The sequence below is a fragment of the Geodermatophilus sp. SYSU D00742 genome, from assembly GCF_054049935.1.
In genome coordinates this window covers 67,287-92,207 of the sequence record NZ_JBJGYJ010000009.1, presented here as the reverse complement: position 1 = coordinate 92,207, position 24,921 = coordinate 67,287, and the positions used below count along the sequence as shown (strand labels likewise).

24 protein-coding genes and 1 pseudogene are annotated in these 24,921 nt (G+C 75.6%); 13 read left to right on the top strand and 12 right to left on the bottom strand.

Going from position 1 to position 24,921, the window contains the following annotated elements:
* Positions 1-73: 73 nt before the first annotated feature.
* The 4 genes from ACI78V_RS08785 to ACI78V_RS08770 all read right to left on the bottom strand — a co-directional run bounded on the left by ACI78V_RS08785 (position 74) and on the right by ACI78V_RS08770 (position 4,102).
* A complete protein-coding gene (locus ACI78V_RS08785; RefSeq protein WP_456850459.1) occupies positions 74-547 on the bottom strand; it encodes a general stress protein in 474 nt (157 codons plus the stop codon).
* 69 nt (positions 548-616) lie between these two features.
* A complete protein-coding gene (gene sepH / locus ACI78V_RS08780) occupies positions 617-1,555 on the bottom strand; it encodes a septation protein SepH (protein ID WP_456850458.1) in 939 nt (312 codons plus the stop codon).
* 185 nt (positions 1,556-1,740) lie between these two features.
* Positions 1,741-2,853 (bottom strand): phosphoserine transaminase, encoded by a 1,113-nt coding sequence (serC, locus tag ACI78V_RS08775; protein ID WP_456850457.1) that lies wholly within the window; start codon positions 2,851-2,853, stop codon positions 1,741-1,743.
* A gap of 118 nt (positions 2,854-2,971) precedes the next feature.
* Positions 2,972-4,102: a citrate synthase 2 gene (locus tag ACI78V_RS08770; RefSeq protein WP_456850456.1), complete on the bottom strand. Its 1,131-nt coding sequence runs from the start codon at positions 4,100-4,102 to the stop codon at positions 2,972-2,974.
* A 156-nt stretch (positions 4,103-4,258) separates the two neighbouring features.
* Between ACI78V_RS08770 and pdxH the strand changes: the two genes are divergently transcribed.
* On the top strand, positions 4,259-4,906 hold the full coding sequence (pdxH, locus tag ACI78V_RS08765) for a pyridoxamine 5'-phosphate oxidase (protein WP_456850455.1): 648 nt from the start codon (positions 4,259-4,261) through the stop codon (positions 4,904-4,906).
* Positions 4,907-4,964: 58 nt separating this feature from the next.
* Positions 4,965-6,365: an MFS transporter gene (locus tag ACI78V_RS08760; protein WP_456850454.1), complete on the top strand. Its 1,401-nt coding sequence runs from the start codon at positions 4,965-4,967 to the stop codon at positions 6,363-6,365.
* 30 nt (positions 6,366-6,395) lie between these two features.
* Here ACI78V_RS08760 and ACI78V_RS08755 read toward each other — a convergent pair.
* A pseudogene (locus ACI78V_RS08755) lies at positions 6,396-7,088 on the bottom strand (UdgX family uracil-DNA binding protein); the annotation flags it as partial.
* Positions 7,089-7,146: 58 nt separating this feature from the next.
* On the opposite strand from ACI78V_RS08755, the gene ACI78V_RS08750 reads away from it, so the two are divergent.
* The 5 genes from ACI78V_RS08750 to ACI78V_RS08730 all read left to right on the top strand — a co-directional run bounded on the left by ACI78V_RS08750 (position 7,147) and on the right by ACI78V_RS08730 (position 12,021).
* Complete coding sequence (locus ACI78V_RS08750) at positions 7,147-7,863, top strand: hypothetical protein (RefSeq protein ID WP_456850453.1); 717 nt, start codon at positions 7,147-7,149, stop codon at positions 7,861-7,863.
* A gap of 70 nt (positions 7,864-7,933) precedes the next feature.
* Positions 7,934-8,848, top strand: a complete 915-nt coding sequence (locus tag ACI78V_RS08745) for an ABC transporter ATP-binding protein (RefSeq protein WP_456850452.1) — start codon at positions 7,934-7,936, stop codon at positions 8,846-8,848.
* Positions 8,845-10,035, top strand: coding sequence for an ABC transporter permease (locus tag ACI78V_RS08740; RefSeq protein WP_456850451.1), 1,191 nt, complete (start codon positions 8,845-8,847; stop codon positions 10,033-10,035). Before ACI78V_RS08745 ends, ACI78V_RS08740 begins: the two co-directional genes overlap by 4 nt.
* Before the next feature lie 72 nt (positions 10,036-10,107).
* Entirely contained in the window at positions 10,108-11,085 is a 978-nt protein-coding gene (locus ACI78V_RS08735) for a TIGR03557 family F420-dependent LLM class oxidoreductase (RefSeq protein ID WP_456850450.1), read from the top strand.
* A 78-nt stretch (positions 11,086-11,163) separates the two neighbouring features.
* Positions 11,164-12,021, top strand: coding sequence for a tetratricopeptide repeat protein (locus tag ACI78V_RS08730; RefSeq protein WP_456850449.1), 858 nt, complete (start codon positions 11,164-11,166; stop codon positions 12,019-12,021).
* 23 nt (positions 12,022-12,044) lie between these two features.
* Here ACI78V_RS08730 and ACI78V_RS08725 read toward each other — a convergent pair whose 3' ends face one another.
* Positions 12,045-12,980 carry an SMP-30/gluconolactonase/LRE family protein gene (locus ACI78V_RS08725; protein ID WP_456850448.1) on the bottom strand — a complete coding sequence of 312 codons (936 nt, stop codon included), beginning with the start codon at positions 12,978-12,980 and terminating at the stop codon, positions 12,045-12,047.
* Positions 12,981-13,026: 46 nt separating this feature from the next.
* Here ACI78V_RS08725 and ppc point away from each other — a divergent pair, with 46 nt between their 5' ends.
* A complete protein-coding gene (gene ppc, locus ACI78V_RS08720) occupies positions 13,027-15,822 on the top strand; it encodes a phosphoenolpyruvate carboxylase (protein WP_456850447.1) in 2,796 nt (931 codons plus the stop codon).
* Positions 15,815-16,927, top strand: a complete 1,113-nt coding sequence (locus tag ACI78V_RS08715; protein ID WP_456850446.1) for an inositol monophosphatase family protein — start codon at positions 15,815-15,817, stop codon at positions 16,925-16,927. The genes ppc and ACI78V_RS08715 overlap by 8 nt, the downstream gene beginning before the upstream one ends.
* A 3-nt stretch (positions 16,928-16,930) precedes the next feature.
* Here ACI78V_RS08715 and ACI78V_RS08710 read toward each other — a convergent pair whose 3' ends face one another.
* On the bottom strand, positions 16,931-18,349 hold the full coding sequence (locus ACI78V_RS08710) for an FAD-dependent oxidoreductase (protein WP_456850445.1): 1,419 nt from the start codon (positions 18,347-18,349) through the stop codon (positions 16,931-16,933).
* A gap of 58 nt (positions 18,350-18,407) precedes the next feature.
* Here ACI78V_RS08710 and ACI78V_RS08705 point away from each other — a divergent pair, with 58 nt between their 5' ends.
* Complete coding sequence (locus ACI78V_RS08705; protein WP_456850444.1) at positions 18,408-18,719, top strand: putative quinol monooxygenase; 312 nt, start codon at positions 18,408-18,410, stop codon at positions 18,717-18,719.
* Here ACI78V_RS08705 and ACI78V_RS08700 read toward each other — a convergent pair.
* Together ACI78V_RS08700 and ACI78V_RS08695 are read right to left on the bottom strand one after the other, a co-directional pair.
* On the bottom strand, positions 18,716-19,540 hold the full coding sequence (locus ACI78V_RS08700; RefSeq protein ID WP_456850443.1) for a hypothetical protein: 825 nt from the start codon (positions 19,538-19,540) through the stop codon (positions 18,716-18,718). The genes ACI78V_RS08705 and ACI78V_RS08700 overlap by 4 nt on opposite strands.
* 63 nt (positions 19,541-19,603) lie before the next feature.
* A complete protein-coding gene (locus ACI78V_RS08695) occupies positions 19,604-20,413 on the bottom strand; it encodes an Fpg/Nei family DNA glycosylase (RefSeq protein ID WP_456850442.1) in 810 nt (269 codons plus the stop codon).
* Between the two features lie 64 nt (positions 20,414-20,477).
* On the opposite strand from ACI78V_RS08695, the gene ACI78V_RS08690 reads away from it, so the two are divergent.
* Entirely contained in the window at positions 20,478-21,317 is an 840-nt protein-coding gene (locus tag ACI78V_RS08690; protein WP_456850441.1) for an SCO6745 family protein, read from the top strand.
* 26 nt (positions 21,318-21,343) lie between these two features.
* Here the strand turns inward: ACI78V_RS08690 and ACI78V_RS08685 are convergent, their stop codons facing one another.
* The 3 genes from ACI78V_RS08685 to ACI78V_RS08675 form a co-directional block, all read right to left on the bottom strand.
* Complete coding sequence (locus ACI78V_RS08685) at positions 21,344-22,708, bottom strand: cryptochrome/photolyase family protein (RefSeq protein ID WP_456850440.1); 1,365 nt, start codon at positions 22,706-22,708, stop codon at positions 21,344-21,346.
* 37 nt (positions 22,709-22,745) lie between these two features.
* Positions 22,746-23,114, bottom strand: a complete 369-nt coding sequence (locus tag ACI78V_RS08680; protein WP_456850439.1) for a GNAT family N-acetyltransferase — start codon at positions 23,112-23,114, stop codon at positions 22,746-22,748.
* A 93-nt stretch (positions 23,115-23,207) separates the two neighbouring features.
* Positions 23,208-23,504, bottom strand: a complete 297-nt coding sequence (locus tag ACI78V_RS08675) for a hypothetical protein (RefSeq protein WP_456850438.1) — start codon at positions 23,502-23,504, stop codon at positions 23,208-23,210.
* Between the two features lie 179 nt (positions 23,505-23,683).
* Between ACI78V_RS08675 and ACI78V_RS08670 the strand changes: the two genes are divergently transcribed.
* Entirely contained in the window at positions 23,684-23,854 is a 171-nt protein-coding gene (locus tag ACI78V_RS08670; protein WP_456850437.1) for a CsbD family protein, read from the top strand.
* A 232-nt stretch (positions 23,855-24,086) separates the two neighbouring features.
* A complete protein-coding gene (locus tag ACI78V_RS08665) occupies positions 24,087-24,884 on the top strand; it encodes a hypothetical protein (protein ID WP_456850436.1) in 798 nt (265 codons plus the stop codon).
* Positions 24,885-24,921 lie beyond the last annotated feature (37 nt).

Sequence of the window (24,921 nt, the reverse complement as noted above, 5' to 3'; positions counted from 1 at the left end):
GGACGGAGGCGGCGACGCTAGCGGCTCGCGCGGCGCCGGCGACAGGGGCGGAGGGCCCTGCGCCGGCCGACGGTCAGCCGCGCAGCGAGAAGCGGGCGAGCAGCGCGCGGGCGTCCTCGGCGCGGGCCGGGTTGCACATCACGTCGTACCGGCCGGCGATGATCGAGCTGGTGCTGGTGAAGTCGCGCCGTCCTCGCGTCGCGGCGTACCCCATGGCGCCGAACAGCGCGCCGAACACCAGGCCGATGAGCAGGCCGGTGAGCACCGAGCCGACCCAGTTGGCGCCGTCCTCGGCGAAGATGCCCAGCAGCAGGCCCACGAACAGGCCCCACCAGGCGCCGCCGGCGGCACCGGCGGCGACCGCCCGGCCCATCGTGAGCCGGCCGGTCACCTGCTCGACCTGCTTGAGGTCCGAGCCGATGATCGTGACGTTCTCGACGGGGAACTTCTCGTCCGCCAGGTAGTCGACGGCGGCCTGCGCCTGCTCGTAGCTGTCGTAGGACCCGACCTGCACGCCGCCGAGCGGCATGGACACCGACGCTGCCATGGGCACCTCCTACCCCCGGACGAACGGCGGACACGCGAGGGGTGTTCCCGCCGGTGGCAGCGTAGGGGGTCAGCGGTGGCGGCGGACCCCGAAGACGATGTCCTCCCACGCGGGGATGCGGGCGCGCGGGTCCTCGTCCTCGCCGTCGCCGTCCCCGCCGGGGCGGCCCAGGACTACGGTGTCGTGCTCGGCGATGTCGTCGTCGAACTCCGGGTCCGTGCGCCGCGCACCGCCGGGGGAGCCGTCGGCGGGCAGGACCGGGCGGACGTGCTCGTCCTCCTCGGGACGGTCGTCACCGGCCAGCCGCTCCGACGACGCCGGTGCGGCGACGCCGTCGTCGTCCGGGACGACGGCGACGGGCCGGGCGCGGTACACGGGGACGGGCCGCTCGCTGGGCACGTGCGGGACGACGCGGACCAGGCGGGTGCCCTCGGCGAAGTCGGTGGTGGCGGCGTCGACCGGGGTGACGGTGCGCCCCGGGATGTCGTAGGCCCAGCGCGTGACGCCGGACTTCGCGCCGGCCTGCCAGGCGGCGGTGACCTGCCAGGTGCCGTCGGAGGACCGGAAGGCGTCCCAGCGGACGGCGTCGAGGTCGGCTCCCAGCAACCGCAGCCGCTCGGACATGAACTGCTGCAGCGGGACGGCGGGGGTGCCGTCGGAGAGGCGGACGCGGGCGTCGCGGGCCTGCTCGGCCACCCGCTCGCGCTCCTGCAGGACCGGGTGGGCGAAGCGCATGATCCGCTCCACCCGGATGCCCGAGGCCTGCGCCACCTGCTCGGGCGTCTCGCCGGCGCGGATGCGGGCCTGGATCACCCGGGGCGGGAGCGTGGCGCCGATCTCGACGTCGATCTGACCGAGGCGGCGGGCGTCACCCCGGGCTGCGGCGCGGACGCGCTCGTCGATCGGCAGCTCGAACCGCTCGCCCTCCTCGCCCGGCTCGGTGCCGTCCAACGCCAGCACGAGGCTCGTGCCGTCGTCGGAGAGCGCCACGAGGCGCAGCGTGCGCATGGCGACCTCCTGGGGACTGCGTGGACGGGCGGGCCGGCTCGGCGGAGACAGCCTGGCTCCCGAGGCTATCCGCGTGCGGGGGACGGGCTCGGCAGGCTCGCCCGGCGTGGCGGATCCGACGGGCCCCGTCCCGCCGGGCCGTCACCGGTCGACCGCGCACCGTGGTGCCCGGCGAGGGGGTCCGGCTAGAGCTTCTCGACGACGAAGTCGATGCAGGCGGTCAGCGCGCTGACGTCGTCGGGGTCGACGGCCGGGAACATGCCCACCCGCAGCTGGTTGCGGCCCAGTTTCCGGTAGGGCTCGACGTCGACCACGCCGTTGGCCCGCAGCACCGTGGCCACCGCCGCGGCGTCGACGGACTCGTCGAAGTCGATCGTCCCGACCACGTAGGAGCGGTGGTCGGGGTCGGTGACGAACGGCGTCGCGAACTGCGACTGCTCGGCCCACCCGTACAGCCGGCGGGAGGAGTCCTGGGTGCGGGCCACCGCGCCGGAGAGCCCGCCCAGCGACAGCAGCCAGCGGATCTGGTCGGCCAGCAGGAACAGCGTGGCGACCGCCGGGGTGTTGTAGGTCTGGTCCTTGCCGGAGTTGTCGACGGCGATCGACAGGTCCAGGAACCCGGGGATCCAGCGGCCCGAGGACTTGATCTCGGCGACCCGCTCCAGCGCGTCACCGGACATGAGGGCGATCCACAGCCCGCCGTCCCCACCGAGGTTCTTCTGCGGCGCGAAGTAGTAGACGTCGGTCTGCGAGACGTCGACCGGGAGGCCGCCGGCGGCGCTGGTCGCGTCGATGAGCACCAGGGCGTCGTCGGTGCCGTGCGGCCGCTGCACCGGTGCCATGACGCCGGTGGAGGTCTCGTTGTGCGCCCACGCGTAGGCGTCGACGCCGTCGGTCGCCGTCGGCAGGGCCAGCGACCCCGGCTCGGCCCGGGCCACCACGGGGTCGGCGAGGAACGGCGCCTCGGCCACCCCGGAGGCGAACTTGCCGGAGAACTCCCCGTAGGTGCCGTGCGCACTGCGCTCGCGGATCAGCCCGATGATCGCGGCGTCCCAGAACGCCGTCGTCCCCCCGTTGCCGAGCACGACCTCGTAGCCGTCCGGCAGGTCGAACAGCTGGGTCAGGCCCTCGCGTACCTGACGGACCAGGCCCTTGACCGGGGCCTGGCGGTGGGAGGTCCCCATCAACGAGGCGCCGCTGGCGGCGAGCGCCTCGAGCGCCTCGGGGCGCACCTTCGACGGGCCGCAGCCGAAGCGGCCGTCGGCGGGCAGGAGGTCGGCGGGGATGGTGATGCTCATCCGGGGGGACTGCCTCTCAGATCAGGGTCGGGGCTGGAGCCGGCGCGGAGGAGCAGAGCGGCCCCGTCCCGGCTCCCGGCCCCCTGCCCGCCGGGAACGGCGGGGCGGGGGCCCTCTCTCAGGCCGGCGCGGGCTCGTTGACGGCCTTGGTCCGGATCGTCTCCCAGCCGTCGACCTCCTCGGGCCTGCGCGGGGCCGGACCGATGTAGCGGGCCGAGGGACGCACCAGCCGGCCGGTCTTCTTCTGCTCGAGGATGTGCGCGCACCAGCCGGCGGTGCGGGCGCAGGTGAACATCGAGGTGAACATGTGGCTGGGCACCTCGGCGAAGTCCAGGACGATCGCCGCCCAGAACTCCACGTTGGTCTCGATCGGCCGGTCGGGACGGCGCTCCCGCAGCTCCTGCAGCGCCGCCTGCTCCAGCGCCCGCGCGGCCTCGAACCGCGGCGCGCCCAGCTCCTCGGCGGCCCGGCGCAGCACGCGGGCGCGCGGGTCCTCGGCGCGGTAGACGCGGTGGCCGAAGCCCATCAGCCGCTCGCCGCGGTCGAGCAGGTCCTTGACGTACTTCTCCGCGTCCCCCTCCTTCTCCACGCCGTCGAGCATGTGCAGCACGCGGGACGGCGCCCCGCCGTGCAGGGGCCCGGACATGGCCCCGATCGCGCCGGAGAGGGCCGCGGCGACGTCGGCGCCGGTGGAGGCGATGACGCGGGCGGTGAAGGTGGAGGCGTTCATGCCGTGCTCGGCGGCCGACGTCCAGTAGGCGTCGACGGCGGCGACGTGGCGCGGGTCGGGCTCGCCGCGCCAGCGGACCATGAACCGCTCGACGATGGTCGAGGCCTCGTCGACGCGCTTCTGCGGCACGGCCGGGATGCCGATGCCGCGGGCGGACTGCGCGACGTAGGACAGCGCCATGACCGCGGCCCGGGCCAGCTGGTCGCGGGCCTCCTCGGCGCTGATGTCCAGCAGCGGGCGGTAGCCCCAGAACGGGGCCAGCATCGCCAGTGCCGCTTGCACGTCGACCCGCACGTCACCGCTGTGCACGGGGATCGGGAACGGCTCGGCCGGCGGCAGGCCGGGGCCGAACTTCCCGTCGACCAGCAGCGCCCAGACGTTGCCGAAGGTGACCTTGCCGACGAGGTCCTCGATGTCGACCCCGCGGTACCGGAGTGCGCCGCCGTCCTTGTCCGGTTCGGCGATCTCCGTCTCGAAGGCGATGATGCCCTCGAGGCCGGGTACGAAGTCGTCGGCCATCTCGCATGCTCCTCTGCGCGCGGGACACGTGCGCGCATCGGTGATGGCGCACGACTGCGCCTGCGACCCTAGGCGGTGCCGACACGCCGAGCACGGCGGGGGCGCGGGCCCGCTGCCGTGCGCGCCGGTCCGCATCGCCGGTGACAGCATGGAGTCGTGCCCGACCTCTCCCGCATGCGCAGGGACTACGAGACCCGGGGTCTCCGGGAGTCCGACCTCGCCCCCACGTGGGTCGAGCAGTTCGACCGCTGGTTCGCCGACGCGGTGGCCGCCGAGCTCCCCGAGCCCAACGCCGTCGTGGTGGCGACGGCGGACGCCGACGGCGCGCCGGACGCGCGGATCGTCCTGGTGAAGGGCTACGACGAGTACGGCTTCGTCTTCGGCACCAGCTACGCCTCGACCAAGGGCGCCCAGCTGGCGGTCAACCCGCGTGCGGCGCTGGTCTTCCCCTGGCACGCGCTGCAGCGCCAGGTGCGGGTCAACGGCCGGGTGGAGCGGATCGGGGCCCGGGCCTCCGACGACCTGTGGGACCCCCGCCCGCGGGGAGCCCAGCTGGCCGCCGCCGCGTCGGTGCAGTCCACCGTCGTCGACTCCCGCGAGGAGCTGGTCGAGCGGCTGCGCCGCCTGGACGAGCAGACCCCCGACGGCAGGGTCCCGCGGCCGGCGGTGTGGGGCGGCTACCGGGTCGTCCCCGACCGCGTGGAGTTCTGGCAGGGCGGCACCGACCGCCTGCACGACCGGCTGCGCTTCGTCCGGGACGACGAGGAGGGCGGCGGCTGGATCGTCCAGCGGCTGGCCCCGTGACCGCCCCGACCGCCGCCGGGGGCAGCAGTGGCCGCTCCCGCCCCCGGGAGGAGCGCGCATGACGTCACCCGTCGACCCCGTCGAGGGCGGAGGTCCGGTCGAGGAGCCGGTCCCGGTCCCCCCACCGGCGCCCCGCCGCGCCTGGGCCATCGACACGACGCCGCTGCGCAACCCCGACTACCGGCGGCTGTTCTGGGGCGTCGCGGCGACGATGCTCGGCCAGCAGATGACGCTGGTGGCCGTCCCCTACCAGGTCTACGCGCTCACCGGCTCCTCGCTGCTGGTCGGCGTCACGTCGATCGTCGCGCTGGTCCCGCTCATCGTGTTCGGGCTGCTCGGGGGTGCCATCGCCGACTCGATGGACCGCCGCCGGCTGATGCTCGTCACCGGCGTCGGTTCGGCGGTGACCAGCGCGTTGCTCGCCGCCCAGGCGCTGCTGCCCGGCGGCGGCAACCTGTGGCTGCTGTGGCTGCTCACCGCGTGCGTCTCCGGGTTCAGCGCGGTCAACCAGCCCACCCGCAGCGCGGTCATCCCCGCGATCGTCGGGGCGGAGGGGGTGCCGGCGGCCAACGCCCTGGCGATGACGGTCCGCCAGGTCGGGGTCATCGTCGGCCCGCTGCTGGCCGGCGTCCTCATCGCCGTCGGCGACCTGTTCATCACCTACGCCGTCGACGCGCTCGGGTTCGTCGTCGCCGTCCTGCTGCTGCGCGGCCTGCCCCCGCTGCCGCCCGGGCGGGTGGCCGGGCCGCTGCGGCTGGGCGCGGCCGTCCGGGGCGTGGGGGAGGGGTTCGCCTTCCTGCGCACGCAGCCGGTGCTGCTCATGACCTTCGTCGTCGACGTCATCGCGATGTGCTTCGCGTGGCCGCAGGCGGTGTTCCCGGAGTTGTCGGAGGGCCGCTACGCCGACTCGCCCAACAGCCTGGGCTGGCTGTTCGCCGGCGTCTCCATCGGCGCGCTGCTCATGGGGCTCACGTCCGGCTGGGTGTCGCGGGTGGACCGGCAGGGTGCGGTGGTGCTGGGGGCGATCGTCGTCTGGGGCGTGGCGATCATCGGCTTCGGCCTCGCCCCGTCGCTGTGGCTGGCCGTGCTGTGCCTCGCGGTCGCGGGCGCCGGGGACATGGTCAGCGCCGTGCTGCGCTCGTCGATGCTCCAGCTGGCCGCCCCGGAGGAGATGCGCGGCCGCATGCAGGGGGTCTTCCTCGTCGTCGTCGCCGGTGGGCCGCGCCTGGGCGACCTGCGCGCCGGGGCGATCGCCAGCGCGGCCGGGGTCAGCGCCGCGATGGTCTCCGGCGGCATCGTGGTCGTCGTCGCCATGGTGGTCGTCGCGCTCGTCGTGCCGTCGTTCTGGGTGTTCCGTGCCTCCCGCTCGACGTACGCGACCACGCCGGCCGGGGAGCCCCGGCCGTCCTCACCCGCCCCCGAGAGTGGCGAGGGCCGGCCGGGGCCCGCCTCTTCATAACCGGCCCGGCCCCGTTCCGCCCGACAGGGGTCAGGCGAGCGCGTGCGCGACCACCCGGAGGTCGGCGACGAGCGCGTCGTAGGCGGCGTCGCGGGCCTCGTCCGGCGTCCGCAGGATGGCCGAGGGGTGCGTGGTCGCCAGCATCCACGTCTGGTGCGGGGCGTCCTCGTCGTCGTCGGCCGGGTCGGCGGCCCCGGCGCCGGGCGGGGTCCACGGGACCAGCTGCCCGCGGTCCTTCGTGATCCGGAAGGACGGCGAGATCAGCGCCTTGGCCGCCGTGGCGCCCAGGCACACCACCACCTCCGGCTGCAGGACGGCGAACTCCGCCTCCAGCCACGGCCGGCACGCCCGCAGGTGTTCCGGCCGCGGGGTCTGGTGGACCCGCCGCTTGCCCTTCACGGTGTGCGAGAAGTGCTTGACCGCGTTGGTGATGTACGCGTCGCGGCGGTCGATGCCGGCCTCGGCGAGCGCCTTGTCCAGCAGCCGCCCGGCCGGGCCGACGAACGGCTCGCCCCGGCGGTCCTCCTGGTCGCCGGGCTGCTCGCCGACGAAGACGATGCGCGCGGTCTCCGGTCCCTCGCCGAACACCGTCTGCGTGGTGTCCTGCCACAGCTCGCACGCCCGGCACCCCGCAGCGGCGGCGCGCAGGCCCTCCAGCCCGACACCGGTGGGCGGCCGAGCCGGGACGTTCTCCTCGCTCATGGACCGATGAGACCGCAGGAACCGCGCGTCCGCAGGGCAGACTGACCCGGCCCGCGCCCCGGACCCGAGGAGTACGCCCGTGCCGCCCGTCCACCTGCTCGGCGGCGGCTGGGACCCGTCCGCGACCGCGGCCCTCTACGGCCCGTTCCTGGAGGGGGCGGGCACCGCGCCCGTGGTGGCGGCCGTCGTCCTCGACGAGGGGGACGGCGCCGCGCAGTTCGAGCGCTGGGCCGCCGTCCTGCGGCGGACGGCGACCTGCGAGCCGGTGCCGGTGCTGGTGCCGCTGGGCGGCCGGCTGGACGTGGCGGCGCTCGGCGACGCCGACGCGCTGCTGGTGTGCGGCGGGCTCACCCCCGCCTACGCCGACGCGCTGGCGCCCGTCGCGGGGGAGCTGCGGGCCTGGCTGGCGGCGGGCGACCGTCCCTACGCGGGCTTCTCCGCGGGCGCGGCGGTCAGCGCCGGCGCCGCCGTCGTCGGCGGGTGGCGCGCCGGCGGCGTCCGCGTCTGCCCCGAGGACGCCGCCGAGGACCTCGAGGAGGTGGGCGTCGTCCCGGGCCTGGGGCTGGTGCCGTGGGCCGTCGACGTGCACTGCGCGCAGTGGGGCACCCTGCCGCGGCTGATCAGCGCGCTCCCCGGCGTGCCGGGCGGCCGGGGGTTGGCACTGGACGAGGACACCGCCGTGCACGTCGTCGACGGCACCGGCCGGGTCGCCGGGCTCGGTACGGCCTGGCGGCTGGCGCGGGCCGGGACGGCGACCACCGTGACCCCCCTCCGCAATGGCGACCCGGTGGGCTGACCCCGCGTCGGTCACGGGACCGGTCGGACCGACCGATACGGTCGGGAGCCGACGAGGGGAGACCACCGCAGTGCTGCAGTTCGACGGGCTCCACAAGACCTACGGGTCCACCCGGGTGCTCGAGGGGGTGTCCTTCAGCGTCGCCCCCGGCTCCATGTTCGGTTTCTGCGGGTCCAACGGCGCCGGGAAGACCACCACGATGCGCATCGCGATGGGCCTGGCCCGTGCCGACGCGGGCCAGGTCCGCTGGCAGGGGCGCCCGTTGGACCCGTCGGTGCGCCGGCGGATCGGCTACATGCCGGAGGAGCGCGGGCTCTACCCCAAGATGAGGGTCGGCGAGCAGGTCGCCTACTTCGCCCGGCTGCACGGCCTCGGCCGCGCCGCGGCCCGGCGCGCCGCCGACGAGTGGGTGGAGGTGCTCGGGCTCGGGCCGCGCAGCGGTGACCCGGTGGAGAAGCTGTCGCTGGGCAACCAGCAGCGGGTCCAGCTGGCCGCCGCGCTGGTGAGCCGGCCCGAGGTGCTGATCCTCGACGAGCCGTTCTCGGGCCTGGACCCGATCGGCGTCGACTCGCTGGCCGAGGCGCTGCTCGGTCAGGTCCGCCAGGGCGTACCGGTGGTCTTCTCCAGCCACCAGCTCGATCTCGTCGAGCGGCTGTGCGACTCCGTCGGCATCCTGGCCCGCGGCCGGATGGTCGCCACCGGCACCGTCGACGAGCTCCGCCGGCGCGAAACCGGGCGGCTGCTGCGCGTGGTGGCCCCCGCCGCGGCCCCGGGCTGGGCCGCCGCCGTCCCGGGCGTCCGGGTCGTCTCCGAGCAGGCCGGTGACACCGTGCTCGAGCTGGAGGGCGACGCCGACGACCAGGCGGTGCTGGCCGCGGCCCTGACCACGGGCCCGGTCACCCACTTCGCGTGGCAGCAACCGACGCTCGTGGAACTGTTCCGCGAGGCCGTGGCCGCGCCGTCGGCACCGGAGGTGGCAGCGTGAGCCGGCCGCAGGAGGTCGGCAGCGCCGCCATGGTCCGGCTGGTCGCCGGGCGGGAGGTCGCCAGCCGCGTCCGCGACAAGAACTTCATCATCAGCTCGGTCGTCATCCTGCTGGTGCTCGTCGGCGTGCTGGGCCTGCAGGTCGCGCTGGACTCCGGCACCGAGGAGACGCGCATCGGGGTCGTCGGCGACGTCGCCGCGCTGCAGCCCGCGCTCGAGGCGCAGGGCGAGGCGCTCGGTGCCGACGTGCAGGTCCTGCCGCTCGCCGACGAGGCGGCGGCGCGGACCGCGATCGACGACGAGGACGTCGACGGCGTGCTCGTCGCGGACGTCGCCGGCGCCCCGCAGCTCCTGGTGCCGCAGAGCGCCGGTGCGACGCTGCAGGGTGTGGTCCAGGGCGCGGTGGCGCAGCTGTCCCTGGCCGAGCAGCTGCGGGCGGCCGGCATCACCGGCCTCGACGTCCCCGAGGTCGCGGTCACCGCCCTCGACCCGGACGCCGACGAGGACGGCCAGCGGGTCGTCGTCGCGATGGTCGGCGTCGGCGTCCTCTACAGCCTGCTGATCCTGTTCGGGCAGTTCGTCGCCCAGGGCGTGGTCGAGGAGAAGTCCAGCCGGGTCGTGGAACTCCTCCTCGCCACGATGAGGCCCTGGCAGCTGCTGGCCGGCAAGATCATCGGCCTGGGGCTGCTGGGGCTGGCGCAGATCGTGCTGATCGCCGTGGTGGCCGTCGGCGGGGCGCTCGCCCTCGACCTGGTCGACATCGCCGGTGACCTCGTGGGCACCGCCGTCTCCGTGGTGCTCTGGTTCGTGCTGGGCTACGCCTTCTACGCGGCGGTCTTCGCGGTCGCGGCGTCGCTAGTCAGCCGCCAGGAGGACCTCGGCACGGTGGTCATGCCGACGACGCTGGTGCTGGTCGCCGCGTTCGTCATCGGCATCCAGGCGGCCGCCGACCCCGGCGGGGCGCTGGCGCGGGTCACCTCCTACGTGCCCGGTCTCTCGCCGCTGGTGATGCCGGTCCGCCGGGCGGCGGGCGAGGTCGCCGCGTGGGAGACCGGGCTCGCCGTCGTCCTGATGCTCGCGGCGATCGCGCTCGTCGTGCGGCTGGGCGGGCGGGTGTACGCCGGCTCGTTGCTGCGCACGAGCGGGAAGACCAAGCTGCGCGAGGCGCTGCGCGCCGAGCGGGCCTGAGCGAGGACCCCGGCCAGGACGGTGCCCGGTGGCGGCGGGTTCACCCGTCCGGTCGCCGGGTAGCGCGCCCACATGGCGATGCAGCTGGGCTACACGATGATGACCGAGCAGGCCGGGCCGAAGGACCTCGTCGGTCATGTCGTGGGCGCCGAGGAGACCGGCTTCGACTTCGCGGTCAGCAGCGACCACTACTTCCCGTGGCTGGACGAGATGGGCCACGCGCCGCACGCCTGGACGGTGCTCGGCGCCGCCGCCCAGGCCACCGGCCGCATCCCGCTGATGACCTACGTGACCTGCCCGAGTTTCCGGTACCACCCGGCCGTCGTCGCGCAGAAGGCGGCGACGCTGCAGCTGCTGTCCGACGGCCGCTTCACCCTCGGCCTCGGCTCGGGGGAGAACCTCAACGAGCACGTCGTGGGCGCCGGCTGGCCGCCGGCCGACGTCCGGCAGGAGATGCTGGTCGAGGCGATCCAGATCATCGGCGACCTGTTCGACGGCGGGTACACCAACGTCCGCGGCGAGCACTTCGACGTCGAGTCGGCCAAGCTCTTCGACCTGCCCGAGAAGCGGGTGCCCATCGCGGTCGCCGTCTCCGGAGCCCAGTCCTGCCGGATCGCCGGTGAGCTCGCCGACGCCATGATCGCCGTCGCGCCCGACCCGGAGCTGGGGGAGAGGTTCGACGCCGCGGGTGGGGCCGGCAAGCCGCGGATCGGGCAGATGCCGATCTGCTACGACACCGACCGGGATGCCGCCGTCACCCGGGCACACACGCTGTTCCGCTGGTTCGGCCTCGGCTGGAAGGTCAACGCCGAACTGCCCGGCACCCAGGCGTTCGACTCCGCCAGCCAGTTCGTGCGCGAGGAGGACGTCGCCGGGAGCATCCCGTGCGGTGACGACGTCGACGCCGTCATCACGGCGGCCCAGGAGTACGCCGACGCCGGGTTCACCCACCTCGCGCTGGTGCAGATCGGTGGCGACCACCAGGCGCCGTTCCTCGAGTGGAGCCGGCGGACGCTGGTGCCCGCGTGGCGGGAGGCCTTCGGCGGGTGATCGGCGGCACCGCCTCCGAGGGGTGAGACGCCACCGTCGGGGGACGACGCGGCGACGGCGCCCGGTGATGATCGCCGCATGGGGAAGGACCTCGACGGGCGCCTCCGTCGGCTGCGCGCCTGCCGGGACGCCGACGCGATCATCGAACTGGGCTGCGACCTGGCCGATGCCGGGCGCGACCAGGACGCCGAGCGCTGTTTCCGTCGCGCCGCCGAGCTGGGCGCCTCGCTCGGGTGGTTCAACCTGGGCAACGCCCTGGCCGCCCGCGGCCGCGTCGAGGAGGCCGTCGACGCCTACGAGCAGGCGCTCGCGGGCGGGGAGGCCGAGGCGTGGGTGAACCTCGGCCTGGTGCTGGAGGAGCTGGGGGACCTCGCCGGGGCCATGCGCGCCTACGAGGGCGCGGGTGCGGCCGGGGACGCCATGGGGGGTCTGCAGCTGGCCTTCCTGCTGCACGACCAGGGGGAGCGGGCCGAGGCGCTGGCCGTCGCCCAGGAGCTGGCCGCGGCCGGGGACGCGCTGGCCGCGGCCGTCGTCGCCACCTGGCGGTGGGGCGCCACGCTCGACCCCGGCCTGGAGGGGGACCTGCGCGCCGGCCAGGACCTCTTCCCCGGCGCCCGGGTCGCACTCGCCCAGCTGCTGCGGGAGAACGGCCGGCCGGAGGAGGCGCGCTTCGCCCTGGAGCGCGGCGCCAAGCGGGGCGAGCTGCAGGCCTGGCTGCCGCTGGGCAACTTCTACGCCGAGCAGCTCGGCGACGTGGAGGCCGCCGAGGAGGCCTACCGGGCCGGGATCACCGCCGGGGACACGTACTGCCACCACAACCTCGCCGTGCTGCTCGCCGACCGCGGCGACCTGGAGGGTGCGGTCGAGCACTTCCGGCTCGGGGCCGCCGACGGCGACGCACTGGCCGCCGAGGCCCTCCGCGAGCTGGGGGACTGAAGGGGACCGCCCCCAGGGCCTCCCTACCGGCGCAGGGCGTCGAGCGGCCCGCGGTAGGGGGACGCCGGCGGGCCGGTCACCCCGGCCGGCGCGGTGAACAGCCGGCCGGCGTCGGGCTGGGCCGCCCGCGCCGCGTCGTCCATGCCCTCGGTGGAGGTGCTCACCACCAGCAGGCCCCGCCCGGGCCCGGCGAAGGCGCAGCTCGACGTCTGGGCCACCGGCACCTCGACGACGGCCAGGAGGTCCCCGTCGGGCGACCACCGGCGGACCTGGCCCGCGCCCCACATCGCCGTCCAGAGACAACCCTCGTCGTCGACGGTGAGGCCGTCCGCGACGCCGTCGTCCCCCTCGAGGTCCAGCAGGACCCGGCCGCGGGTGAAGCTCCCGTCGCCCGGGTCGTAGTCGAAGGCGTGCACGACGCCGGGGCCGGAGTCGGCGAGGTAGACGGTGCGCTCGTCGGGTGACCAGCCCAGGCCGTTGGAGACGGTCAGCCCGTCGAGCACGGTCGACACGGTGCCGTCGAGGTCGAGTCGGTAGAGCGTGCCGGCGCCGGGGCGCTGGTCGAAGGCCATGGTGCCGGCGTAGAACCGGCCGGCCCGGTCGCACTTCGCGTCGTTCATCCGGGTACCGCCGTCGGCCTCGGTGCCGCCCTCACCGGCCAGTTCGAGCAGCACCCGGGCGGTGCCGTCGTCCCCGAGGTGGGTGAACCCGCCGCCGGCCGCGAGCAGCCACCCGCCGGCCACGGCCGGGACGACCGCACCGACGGTGTCGCCGCCCCGGAGGGCCGGTGCGGTCTCGGCGAGGGTGCCGTCGGCTGCCACGTGGGCCCGTCGCACCAGGCCGGCGGTGATGTCCACCCAGAGCAGTTCGGCGCGCTCGGCGTCCCACGTCGGTCCCTCGCCGTGGACGGCGGGGGACGGGGCGGCCGGGACGGCGGTCAGGGTGCGCACGGACGACATGTCCCCAGGACACCCGCCCGTGACACCAGGCCGGGATACTGCAGCGATGTCCGAAGCCACCGTCGACGTCGCCGACCTGCGCCACCACGGGGCCGACGAGGGGGACGCCACCGACGCCCCGCTGCGGGAGGACATCCGCCTGCTGGGCCGCGTGCTCGGCGAGGTGATCGGGGAGCAGTCCGGGGAGGACGTCCTCGACCTCGTCGAGTCCACCCGCGTGGAGGCCTTCCGCATCCGCCGGTCAGAGGTCGACCGCGCCGAGTTGGCCGCCCGCCTCGGGGACCTCGACGTCCGGTCGGCCAACCACGTGATCCGCGCGTTCAGCCACTTCTCACTGCTGGCCAACATCGCCGAGGACATCCACCACGAGCGACGGAGACGCTTCCACCGGCGGGAGGGCTCACCGCCGCAGAAGGGCAGCCTGGCGGCCACCTTCGCCCTGCTGGACGCCGAGCGGCCCGACCCCGACGTCGTCGCACGCGAGCTCTCCGGCGCGCTGGTCTGCCCGGTGGTCACCGCGCACCCCACCGAGGTGCGGCGCAAGACGGTCTCTCGGGTGCAGCGGCAGGTCAGCGAGCTGCTCCGGCAGCGCGACCGCCTCGCGCCGGGGGAGGCCGACGCCGAGTGGTCCGCGCGGCTGGAGCGCGCGGTGCTGACCCTGTGGCAGACGGCGCTGCTGCGGCTGTCCCGGCTGCGGCTGGCCGACGAGATCGACGAGGCGCTGCGCTACTACGAGCTGTCCCTGTTCGAGGTGGTCCCGGCCATCAACGCCGAGCTCCGCCGGGCGCTGCGCGAGCGCTGGCCGCACGCCGGCCTGCTGGCGCGCCCCATGCTGCTGCCGGGGTCGTGGATCGGCGGCGACCGCGACGGCAACCCGTTCGTCACCGCTGACGCCGTCCGCCAGGCCAGCACCCGGCAGGCCGAGACTGCGCTGGCCCACCACCTGTCCGAGCTGCTGGTGCTGCGCGACGAGCTGTCGATGTCCGACCGGCTGATCACCCCCACGCCGGAGCTCGCCCACCTGGCCGAGGCCTCCCGCGACGACTCCCCGTTCCGCGCCGACGAGCCGTACCGGCGCGCCCTCCACGGCATCCACGCCCGCCTGGCCGCGACCGCCCAGCGGGTGCTCGGCGCCGTCCCGGGTCCGCCGCCGCACCACGAGCTCGAGCCCTACGACAGCCCCGACGAGCTGCTGGCCGACCTCGCGACGGTCGACGCGTCGCTGCGCCGGCACGGCGCCGGGGCCCTGGCCGACGACCGGCTGGCCCGGCTGCGCGACAGCGTCGAGGTCTTCGGTTTCCACCTGTGCGGGCTGGACATGCGGCAGAACTCGGCCGTGCACGAGGAGGTGGTCGCCGAGCTGCTGGCCTGGGCCGGCGTCTGCCCCGACTACGCCGCGCTCGGCGAGCAGGAGCGGGTGGCCCTGCTCGTCGGCGAGCTGCGGATGCGCCGTCCGCTCGTGCGCCCCGGCGCGGACCTCTCCGAGACCGCCCGCGGCGAGCTCGACGTGCTGACCGCCGCGGCCGAGCAGGTCGCCGCGCTGGGCCCGCGGGCGGTCCCCAACTACGTCATCAGCATGTGCGACTCGGTCAGCGACGTGCTGGAGGTCGCCGTCCTGCTCAAGGAGGTCGGCCTGCTGGACCCCGACGGCGAGGACGGCCCCACCTGCCCGGTCGGCATCTCGCCGTTGTTCGAGACGATCGAGGACCTCCAGCGCGCCGCCGAGACGATGTCCGCCGTCCTCGACCAGCCGCTCTACCGGGCGCTGCTGGCCGACCGGGGGGACGTGCAGGAGGTCATGCTCGGGTACTCCGACAGCAACAAGGACGGCGGCTACCTCGCCGCCAACTGGGCGCTGTACCGGGCGGAGCTGGCGCTGGTCGAGGTCGCCCGCCGCGAGGGCATCCGGCTGCGGCTGTTCCACGGCCGAGGCGGGACGGTGGGCCGGGGCGGCGGGCCCAGCTACGACGCGATCCGCGCCCAGCCGCCGGGCGCGGTCGCCGGCGCGCTGCGGATCACCGAGCAGGGCGAGGTCATCGCCGCCAAGTACGCCGACCCCGACCTCGCCCGCCGCAACCTGGAGGCGATGGTCGCGGCCACCCTCGAGGCGAGCCTGCTCGACGTCGAGGGCCTGGGGGACGACGCGGAACCCGCCTACGCCCTCCTCGACGACCTCGCCGGCCGCGCCCGGGCCGCCTACCGCGCCCTGGTGCACGAGACGCCGGGCTTCGTCGAGTGGTTCCGCGCGGCCACGCCGATCGGCGAGCTCGCCGAGCTCAACATCGGCAGCCGGCCGCCCTCGCGCAAGGCGGGGGACTCCATCGCCGACCTGCGGGCGATCCCGTGGGTGTTCAGCTGGTCGCAGGCCCGGATCATGCTCCCCGGCTGGTACGGCACGGGCACCGCCCTGGAGGGCTGGGTGGACGGCGACCAGGCCAGGCTGGCCCGGCTGCAGGAGCTGCACCGTCGATGGCCCTTCTTCCGCACGGTGCTGTCCAACATGGGCATGGTGCTGGCCAAGACCGACCTCGACCTGGCCGCCCGCTACGCCGAGCTGGTGCCCGACGCCGAGCTGCGCGCCCGGGTCTTCGACCAGCTCACCGCCGAGCACGGGCGCAGCTGCCGGATGCTGCTGGCCGTCACCGGCGACGACCACCTGCTCGCCGACAACCCGTCGCTGGCGCGCTCGATCCGCAACCGGTTCCCCTACCTGGAACCGCTGCACCACCTGCAGGTGGAGATGCTGCGGCGGCGCCGGAGCGGGGACGACGACGAGCTGGTCCGCCGCAACATCCAGCTGACCATCAACGGCATCGCCACGGCGCTGCGCAACAGTGGCTGACACCCTGCCGGTCCACCGCGCGGCGCCGGCCGGGCGAGGGCCGTGCCCGGCCGCCGGCGGACCGGAGCTCGCCCGCGCGGCCGCCGCCCTCGGGCTCGCGCCCGCCGCCCTGGCCCCGGCGGTCAGCGACCCGGCCTACCGGGTCCTCTCCGACGACGACGGCGCCGCGGTCCTGCTCCGGCGGCAGTGGACGGTCGACGGGACCCCGGAGGCCGTGGTCCTCGCCTCGACCGGCGTCGGGCCCGACACGCCGGCGGTGCTGGCGACCGCCGCGGGCTGGGGCTGCGTGCGGGTGCGCGACCGACCCGGCGGGCGGGGCGTGGTCCCGGTCCCGGCACCCGCGGCGAGCGCCCCGGTGAGCGAGCGGTTCCTGCACCTGGCGGCGCTCGCGGCCACCCGCGTGGAGACCGCGGTCGCCCTGGCGCGCGGGGAGGGGGAGGAGCGGGTCAAGGCCGACGGCAGCCCGTCGCTGGCCGCCGACGACGCCGCGCACGTCGCCGCCGTCGGCGTCCTGTCCGCGCTGGGTGTCCCGCTGCTGAGCGAGGAACGGCCGGACCGGCCGGTGGACCCCGCCGGGCCGTGGGTGGTGCTCGACCCGCTCGACGGCACCGGCAACTTCCGGGCCGGACTGCCGCCGTGGGCGTTCTCCGCCGGACTCGTCCAGGACGGCGTCCCGGTCGCCGGCGTCGTCGTCGACCTCTCCTCGGGGCGGCGCTGGTCCGGTGCGGTCGGGGCCGGTGCGGTGCGCGACGGCCTGCCCATCCGGCCGCGGCCGGGCGGTACGGTCGTCGTCCCCTCGGCCCCGCCGGGGTCGGCGGTCACCGTGCCGCCCACCGCGCGGCGGGTGCGGGTCACCGGCTGCACCGCCGTCGAGCTGTGCCTGGTCGCCGACGGCTCGGCCGCGGCCTGGCACGACGTCGACCGCAGCGGCACCCACGTGCACGACGTGGCCGGCGGGCTGGCCGTGCTCACCGCCGCCGGCGGCGTGGTGCTGGACCCGGACGGCGAGCCGCTCGTCCTGCGCCCGGACACCGAGGCCCTCACCCGGCTCGTCGCCGCCGCCACCCCGGAGGCGGCGCGGGAACTGCTCCGCGCCGTCGGCTGAGGGTCAGCGGGGCCGCGCCGCCGCCTCCCGCACCGCCGCCAGCAGCGACTCCCACTCGTGCAGGGTCGTGCGGGCCCGGCCGCGGGTGGCGCCGAGGGCCACCTCGGCGGCGTCGATGGCCCGCCAGTCCGACAGCAGCACCGGGTCGGCACCGCGGGCGCGCAGCTCCGACACCAGGTCGTCGACCCCGCCGCGGCCCGGGCGCACCACGCCGGCGGCGACGTCCTCGAGCAGGACGGCGATCGTCTCCCGGGCGTCGTGCTTGTTGGTGCCGACGACGCCGGTGGGCCCCCGCTTGATCCAGCCGGCCACGTACTCGCCCGGCGCCGGCCGCCCGTTCCGCAGCACCCGGCCCCCGTCGTTGGGCACCACGCCGCGGCGCTCGTCGAGGGGCAGCTGGGGCAGCCCGCTGCCGCGGTAGCCGACCGACCGGACGACCAGGTCGGCCGGCAGCAGCTCCGTCTCGCCGGTGCCGGAGGCACGACCGTCCTCGTCGACGACGGTGCGCTCCACCTCGATCCCGGTCACCCGGTCGGTGCCCACGAGTCGCACCGGTCGGGAGTAGAAGCGCAGCCGCACCGGCGTCCGGCCCGGCTCGGGCACGTGCTGCGCCCACTCGTGCAGGACGGCGAGGTTGCGGTGCACCACCCGGTCGGCGTCGGCCCGTTCCTGCGCGGCCGGGTCCAGCTCCAGGTCTGCCGGGTCCACCAGCACCGTGGCCCGCGCCAGCTCGCCGAGCTCGCGCAGCTCCTGGGTGGTGAAGGTGGCGTGCGCGGGGCCGCGGCGGCCGATGACGGTGACCTCCTGCACCGGTGCCGCGGCCAGGGCGTCCAACACGTGCTGGGGCATGTCGGTCGGCTCGAGCTCGGCCGGCGTCCGGGCCAGGACGCGGGCGACGTCGAGGGCCACGTTGCCCACGCCGACCACGACGACCGAGCGCGCCCCGGCCAGGGCCGCCTCCACCCTGGGGCGGTCGGCGTCGGGGTGGCCGGTGTACCAGGCGACCAGTTCGGTGGCGGCCAGGCTGCCGGGCAGTTCCTCGCCGGGGATCGCCAGCTGCCGGTCCAGGGCGGCGCCGTAGGTGTAGACGACGGCGTCGACGGCGCCGTGGAGCTGGGCACAGGAGATGTCGCGGCCGATCTCCACGTTGCCGACGAACCGCACCCGCGGGTGCTCCAGCGCCCGGTGCAGGGTGTCGCGGATGGCCCGCATCTTCGGGTGGTCGGGCGCGATGCCGTGCCGCACCAGGCCGAACGGGGTCGGCAGCCGGTCGATGAGGTCGACGGCGACCGGGACCTCCTGCTGCCGGGTCAGCGCCTCCGCGGCGTAGATGCCGGCCGGGCCCGCGCCGACGACGGCCACCCGGAGGGGCGGCGCAGGGGACGGGGGACCGGGGTCTTCGTCGACCGACACGACAGGCATCCTCGCCCTCACCGTGGGGAATGCACCAGGCATCCGCCCCCGACCCCAGGAGCAGCCCGTGTCCGTCGTCGTCGTCGCGACCATCACCCCGCAGCCCGAGCACGCCGACGCCGTGCGGGAGGCGGTGCTCACCGCGATCCCGCAGGTGCACGAGGAGGACGGGTGCCAGCGTTACGCGCTGCACGAGGGCCAGGACGGCCGCCTGGTCATGATCGAGCAGTGGGCGAGCCCCGAGGCGCTCGCGGCCCACGGCAAGGGCGAGCCGTTGAGCACGCTCAGCCAGGCCCTGGAGGGCAGGCTCACCGGTGCCCCGGAGCTGCAGGTGCTGACCGCCGTCCCGGCAGGGGAACAGGCCAAGGGTGCGATCTAGTCGCAGGCGTGGTCGTGGTCCAGCCCGTCGGTGACGTACTGGGTGAGGACCACCTCGCCACCGCCGGTCAGCGGCGGCCGCCGGCAGGCGGCCTCCGCGCCGGCGAGGGTGGTGGCGCCGGCGAGCCAGCTGTCCAGGTCGTGGAGCGGGCTGTCGGCCGGGACGTCGCCCGCGATGAGCCCCCACTGGTAGCCCGTCGAGTACAGCCCGACCTCGGCGCCGCGGCCGGTGAGGTAGGCGGTCATGCCCTCCAGCGCGGCCCGGTTGCGGGCCCGGGCGGCCGCGGACCCGTACTGCCAGGTGTTCATCGTCTCGACGTCGAGCCACCACTGGTACGCGGCGGGGTCGGCGTCGACCCCGGCCTCCTGGGCCGCGGGGACGAAGAAGGCCTCGACCGACACGTAGGCGCGCAGCCAGCCGTACTGCCAGGAGCAGGCGGTGCTGTTGTCGCCGTCGCACGCGCCGTACGGGGTGGTGCCGCGCAGCGGCCAGGTGTGCAGGGCGTCGATGAACTCACCGGGGTTGGCGGTGTTGACGTAGAGCTGCAGCCGTGGCTGCCCGGCCACCGCCCCCGTCGCGTCCGCGGCCCAGGCCAGTTGCTCGGCCAGGCAGCGGTTGGGCCGCGTGGCCAGACCTCCGTTGACGCCGACGATGCCGAACGCGTGGTCCCCGGGCAGGTCCTCGTCGCACTGCGGGTGTGAGACGTCGTAGCCGACGGACGAGCGCCCCTCGGCGGTGGACGCCGCCGCGGTCGGCAGCCCCAGGGCGAGACCGGCGCACGCCAGCACGGCGACGACCAGAGCGCGCGCCGTACCGGACATCCCCTCACCATAAGCCCGCTCGTGGCGGTGGTCACTCACCCCGCGGGGGGCATCCGCGGGGGCTCACACCGCCTGACAGACCGGGCACCAGTACAGGTTGCGACCGACCATCGTCTCGGTCCGGACCTCGGTGCCGCAGAGGCGACAGGGCAGGCCGGTGCGGCGGTACACGTAGTGCGCGTCCTCCCGCACGACCGCGCCACGCCGGCGGGTGCGGTCCTCCGGCCGGGTGGTCACGATGCGGCCCATCCGGACCCCGGCACGCATGAGCACCACCAGGTCGGCCCACATCCGCGCCCACAGGTCGGCGTCGACGTCCCGGCCGGGGCGGAACGGCGAGAGCCGGTGCCGGAACAGCAGCTCCGCGCGGTAGACGTTGCCGACGCCGGCCAGCACCGACTGGTCCATGAGCAGCGCCCCGATGGCGGTGCGGCTGCCCGAGATCCGCCGGTGGGCGGCCACGCCGTCGCTCCGGGGCCGTAGCGGGTCCGGGCCGAGGCGGTCGAGGATCCGGTCGACCTCGGCGGTGGTCAGCACCTCGCACGCGGTCGCGCCGCGCAGGTCGGTCCACACCCCGAGGCCGTCGGGTCCCTCGCCCTCCCACCGCATGCGCAGCGCGCCCCGCGGCGCCGGCGGGACGCCGGTGCCCGCGGTGTAGCTGCCGTACAGCCCCAGGTGCACGTGCAGGGTGTCGGCACCGAAGCAGGCGAACAGGTGCTTGCCGTACGAGGTGACCTCGTCGAGCACCCGCCCGTCGAGCAGCGCCGCGCCCGCCGCGAACCGGCCCTGCGGGCTGGTGACGTGCACCGGGCGGCCGACGAAGGCGAGCGACTGGTCGCGGGCCAGCCGGAACAGGGTGTGTCCCTCAGGCACGGGCGGCTCGACCGGTCATGGCCCCAGCTTCGCCGCTGGGCGGCGACTCCGCCACGATGGCCGCGTGGCACCGGTGACACCGCAGCTGGCGCGGGCGGCCTGGGGCGCGCTGGAGACCGTGCACGTCGTGGGTTTCTTCGCTCCCGAGGTGCAGGCCGCCTACGACGAGTTCGGCGTGTCGGCGACCCGCGCCGGCTACTTCGCCGCCCGCGCGTCCGCTCTCGGGCCGGTCGAGCCGGCCGTCGTCGTGGCGACCTTCTACGTGTTCTCGCCCGATCTCGTCGCCGGCGCGGTACCGGCGGTCTGGGCGGCGGGGACGCCGGAGCAGTGGGCCGCCGCGCGCGGCCGTGGCGTCTCGGCCGCCCTGCACCGCGTGCTGGGCGAGGCCGACGTCGGCGAGGCGCTCGCCCTGGCGCGGGAGGCCTGCGGCGGCCTGGCGGCGGCCGGGCGCCCGCTGTACGCGGCGTGGAGCGGCATCGACTGGCCCGACGACCCGCTCCTGCAGCTCTGGCACGCCGGGCTGCTGCTCCGCGAGCACCGCGGCGACGGCCACGTCACCGCCCTCATGGCGGCCGGCCTGGACCCCGTGGAGGCGCTGGTCACCGGTGGGCTGGCGTCGGACAGCCTCGACTTCGTGCGCAGCACCCGCGGCTGGACCGACGCGCAGTGGGCCGCCGGTGTCGACCGGTGCCGGGCGCGCGGCCTGGTCGACGAGGGTGGCCTGACCGCGGCGGGGCGGGCGCTGCGCCAGGAGGTGGAGGCGATGACCGACGTCCTGGCCCTGCCCGGCTGGGCGCACCTGGGTGCCGTCGGGGCGCAGCGGCTGGTGGAGCTGATGGCGCCGGTCAGGCAGCGGCTGTTCGACTCCGGCCTGCTGCCGGGGTGGATCCGCTCCCGCGGCTGAGGAGCGGGGCGGCCATCCCCGCCCCCTCACCCATCGGTGCGCAGCCGCGCGTAGCGGTCCAGCGCCACCCGGCGCTCCTCGGCGTGGTCGACGATCGGCAGCGGGTAGCCGGCGGGGACGCCGTCGGGCGCCAGCCAGGGCTCGTGCACGTACCGGGTGGGGACGTCGCGCAGCTCGGGCACCCAGCGCCGGACGTAGGCGCCGTCCGGGTCGTACTCCCTGCCCTGGCGGACCGGGTTGAAGACGCGGTGGTACGGCGAGGGGTCGGTGCCGGTGCCGGCCACCCACTGCCACCCGTGGTTGTTGCTGGCCAGGTCACCGTCGACCAGGTGGGCGAGGAAGTGCCGGGCGCCGCGCCACCAGTCCACGTGCAGGTCCTTGACGAGGAACGAGGCGACGACCATCCGCACCCGGTTGTGCACCCAGGCCTCGCCGAGCAGCTGCCGCATCCCGGCGTCCACGATGGGGTAGCCGGTGCGGCCGGCCGCCCAGGCGGCGAACCGCTCGTCGGCGTCCGGACCCGTGTCCTGGGTGAGCGCACGCATGCGCGGGTCGAACGCCTCCTTGTGGGTCTCCGGCCGGTGCCACAGGACGTCGGCGTAGAACTCCCGCCAGGCCAGCTCCGTGCGGTAGCGCTCGGCGGACGCGCCCTCGATGCCGGCGAGGTCGGCCAGCAGGGTGCGCGGGTGGAGGCAGCCGTACTTGAGGTACGCCGACACCCGGCTGGTGCCGTCGGTGCCCGGGCTGTTCCGCGTGTCCCGGTAGCCGGAAAGCCGCTCCTCCCGGAACCGGCGCCACGCGTCCCGGGCGGCGGCTTCCCCGGCGGGAGGCAGCGCGACGCCGTCCAGGCGGACCTCCGGGAGCGCCTCGGAGGGGACGCCGGTGTACCAGCGCACCGACCGTGGCCGCGGGGCGGGGGCACGCCAACCGTGAGCCTGCCAGGCCCGGGCGAAGGGGGAGAAGACGCGGAACGGCGTCCCGTCGCCCTTGGTCACCCGACCCGGCGTGACGGCGTAGGGGGACCCGGTGCGCACGAGCGGCACCTCCGCGAGGGCGCGCTCCACGGCGTCGTCCCGCCGCCGGCCGTACGGGCCGGCGTCGGCCGAGACGTGCACGCTGGTCGCGCCGACCTCTCGGACCAGGGCCGGGACCACCCGCGCCGGGTCGCCGGAACGCACGACGAGCGCGTCGCCGACGGCGGCTCCGAGATCGGTCAGGCAGTCGAGCAGGAACCGCCGGCGGGGCGCGCCGGCCGGGTCCCACAGCCGCGGGTCCAGCACGAAGACGGGCAGGACGGCGCCCTCCGGGCCCGCCGCGTCGCGCGCGGCCAGCAGCGCCGGGTGGTCGCCGAGTCTCAGGTCGCGGCGGAACCACATCAGCGCGATCGGCACCCGCGCCAGGGTAGGGAGCCGGAGGCGGCCCCGCAGGTCAGTGGGCGGCCGTCGCCAGGCCGAAGTGCGCGCGCTCGTCGTCGGCCACGAGGTCGAGCTCCTCGGGGTGCTGCTGGATGTAGTGGCGGACGAACGAGCAGTAGGGGAGGACGTACAGGCCGCGCTCGCGTGCAGCGGCGAGGACGCCGGCGACCAGCACCTTGCCGATGCCGCGGCCGCCCACGGACGGGTCCACCTCGGTGTGCGGGAGGGCCATGGTGCCGTTCTCGACGTGGTAGCTCGCGAGTCCGACGACCCGGCCGTCGAGCAGCACCTCGAAGCGTCCCCGATCGGGGACGTCGACCACGCTCGTCTCCATGCTCGTGTTCCACCTCCGCTCGCCCGGCGCCGTTGCCGGGTTCGACATGCGTACTGGAACGGTAACGCCTCGGAGCCCTCGAGGGTTTCGCCGCGCCGGGGTGCCGTCCTGGCGTGACCTGCGGTCGACACCCCCTCACGGTCAGGGACGAGGGTTGGTCCGCGTCCAGCCGCGCTCGTCCCGGCGGGCTCCCTGAGCGGCCCGGCACCGCCGGCACACCGCCTGCACCTCCTCCGCGTGCCGGCCCGACTCCGGCTGGACGTCCGCCCAGGCGACGTGGGGGAAGCGGGTCAGCCCCGACCGGTGCAGCGACAGCCCGCAGACCGTCTCGTTGCGCCCGCGCTCCCACGCGTGGACCTCCCCGGAGGGGTAGCGGACGCCGTCGTCGGGGTCGGTCCACTGGCCCGCGGCCGCGACCGCCGCGTTGCGTACTCCCATGGGGGCGCCGGTACCCGCGCCGCCCCGTGTCCACCGCCGGACCGGTCCGGGTGCTGCACCCACCGGTCCTCGACGGGAGCCCGCCGGCCGGTGTCGCACGCCGGCTCGTCCGCGGCTGGGGGCAGCCGCCGCCGCGACCGCCCGGCATCGCCGTGCCCGCGGAGGGGTAGACCACGGGCATGAGCAGCGAGGACAAGATCAGGAACAAGATCGACGAGCTGGCCGGCAAGGGCAAGGAGGTCGCCGGGCGCGCGACCGGCAACGCCGACCTGGAGGCCGAGGGACGCGGCGAGCAGGCCACGAGCAACCTCAAGCAGGCCGGCGAGAAGGTCAAAGACGCGTTCAGGTAGGTCGGACCGCTGCCCAGGGTGGGGTGCTGACCGTTGCTCCGACCGGTGCCGCCGAGCTCCGGGCAACTCTCCCGTGCTGAGCGGTGACTTCTCACGCATCCGCCCCCGCGAGGTCCGGCACGCCGGCTCAGCGCGGCCTGCGTGGGTTCGGTCGCAAGCCGCGGGCTGCACCGACTCCCTCGGCTGAAACCGGTTGCAGTGCTCCGCTCCCGCGTCCGGCACTCTCAGCGCCATGCTCGACGCGGCCGAAGAACGACTGTGGGCTGCCCTGCGCGCCGGCCGTCGGGACGACGTCATCCAGGCTGCCCTGAGCCTGCCTGGCGACCGGCGCCGTCGGCTGCGCCCGGCCATCCGGCGACACGACCGGGTGGTGAGCGGTGCGCCGACCGGTGCACGCGCGGCTGCCGGCGAGTGGGACGGGGAACTGCGGCAGGCGCACTGGTCCGCCGCGGCGGCCGCCGTCCTCGGCTGCTCGACGGTGGAGCAGGCGGTCACCTACGCCCCGCTGGACCTGCCGGACTCCCACGACCTGCCGAAGGCGTTCTTCCCCGAGCACCTCGAGGCGTTCTCTCGAGAGTGGTCGGCCCGCTTCCTGCGCAGCCCCAAGGCGTGGGATCGCATCCGCGGCATGGAGGCCCAGTTCGACTGGGCACACGAGGGTCTGATCCCACCCCCGGTGGACCGCGGCGCCGTGCTGTTCCTGATCACCCGCGGGCCGGGTGCCCTCGACGGGCAGGCCGTGCTCCGCTACCTCGAGGCCCGTCCCGTGGTCATCGACGTCACGCTGCGCCGCATCTTCGACGCGGACGGCATCAGCGGAGCCTCACTTGCCCAGCGGGACGAGGCGTTCACCGAGGGACGGCGGATGGACGACTTCGTGGTCCCGGAGCTGATCCGCCGCGGCCACTGGACGGTGGACTTCGTCGAGGACGGCATCGCCCGTGCCCTCGCTCGCGGGCAGACGCCGTACCTGGCGCGCTGGTTCACCGGCCTGGCTGCCCAGGTCGCGAGCCTGAGCGGGGAACGCTGACCGACGTCATTCCCCGGGACCAACGGTCAGCACTTCG